Source organism: Guptibacillus spartinae, assembly GCF_028610625.1.
GTDB classification, from domain to species: domain Bacteria; phylum Bacillota; class Bacilli; order Bacillales; family Guptibacillaceae; genus Guptibacillus; species Guptibacillus spartinae.
Genome location: NZ_JAQQWU010000041.1, coordinates 1 through 1471, shown reverse-complemented (window position 1 = coordinate 1471; position 1471 = coordinate 1). Strand labels below are relative to the sequence as shown.

The window sequence follows — 1471 nt, the reverse complement described above, 5'->3', positions numbered from 1 at the left end:
TAATATGTACCCTATAGAGTAGACACTTTAAAAAAGTCTGCCCTGTAGGGTACTTTTATGTATAATGGGGACAAATTCATCGATGGGATATGATTCAATGAGTAAAAAAGTTTTCTCAGAAAAAGAGATCAAAATACTCGCCTCAAATAAATTTGTGAAATCAGTTAGTGAAAAAGGCATCACTTACAGTGATGAATTTAAGCGACTGTTCATTACAGAGCACGAAAAAAGAAAACTACCGAGGCAGATCTTTGAAGAGAATGGATTTGATGTCGAGATTCTTGGACAAGAACGAGTACGCTCTGCCGCGAAAAGGTGGAGGGCTGCTTATAAAAAACAAGGGATCAGTGGCCTGACTGACACTCGTAAAGAAAGTCCCGGAAGACCACGAGACAAGGAACTGTCTTTAGAGGAAAAATACAAACGTTTAGAAGCACAAAACAACCTATTAAAAGCAGAGAATGAACTCCTAAAAAAGCTCGAAATGATGGAAAAGGGGATGGGGAAAAAGAAATAAAATTAGCTGCTTCTCTCAAGTTTGAATTAATCCGCCATATTATCCATGAGTATCAACTTAAAAACATGATCCGATACTTATGTTCAGTAGTAGGTGTCTCACGATCTGGTTATTATCGTTATTTCACTGAAGGTGCTCAAAAGCGTAGAACAGAAAACGAGGAGCGAGACCAGGTTCTAAAAGACTGGATCATAAAAGCCTATGCCTTTAAAAAGCGAAAAAAAGGGGCACGTCAAATCAAGATGACGCTAGCTAACCAGTTCCAACTCACCTATAACTTAAAACGCATACGCAGAATCATGAAAAAATACGGAATCGTATGTCCGATCAGAAGAGCGAATCCCTATCGTCGCATGGCGAAAGCAACGAAAGAGCACAGTGTTGTACCAAATAAGCTTGACCGAAACTTCAAACAAGGCATTCCAGGAAAAGTACTTCTAACTGACATTACCTATTTGTTTTATGGAAATAAGAAGAAAGCGTATCTCTCTACCATAAAGGATGGCTCTACGAATGAGATCCTAGCTTATCATGTGTCTGATCGAATTACGCTCGATCTAGCGACAGATACGTTAGTAAAACTTAAAAACAACCGTAAAGCAAAACTAGATGCGAAAGCCTTTATCCATTCTGATCAAGGCTTTCACTATACTCACCCTACCTACCAAAAACAGCTAAAGAAATACGGTTTAGATCAGTCTATGTCTAGAAGAGGAAACTGTTGGGATAATGCCCCGCAGGAATCTTTCTTTGGTCACTTTAAAGACGAAGCCTCAATAAAACCTTGTCAAACACTAATCGAATTAAAACGTGAAGTTAAGAGTTATATGATGTATTACAATCTCTATAGATGTCAGTGGAACTTAAAAAAGATGACCCCTGTTCAATACAGGAATCATCTTCTTAATATTGCCTAGTCTTTTTTAAACTGTCCTTTACACAGGGTACATATTA

At 38.1% G+C, this 1471-nt stretch carries 1 protein-coding gene; it reads left to right on the top strand.

Going from position 1 to position 1471, the window contains the following annotated elements; translation table 11 throughout:
• The first annotated feature begins 97 nt into the window (after window positions 1–97).
• Window positions 98–1434 (top strand): IS3 family transposase gene (locus PQ511_RS23545; protein WP_273854343.1). Its coding sequence is split into 2 segments (ribosomal slippage): window positions 98–482 and window positions 482–1434, totalling 1338 coding nucleotides; the frame shifts between segments, so codons are not numbered across the junction.
• The last annotated feature ends 37 nt before the right edge of the window (window positions 1435–1471 follow it).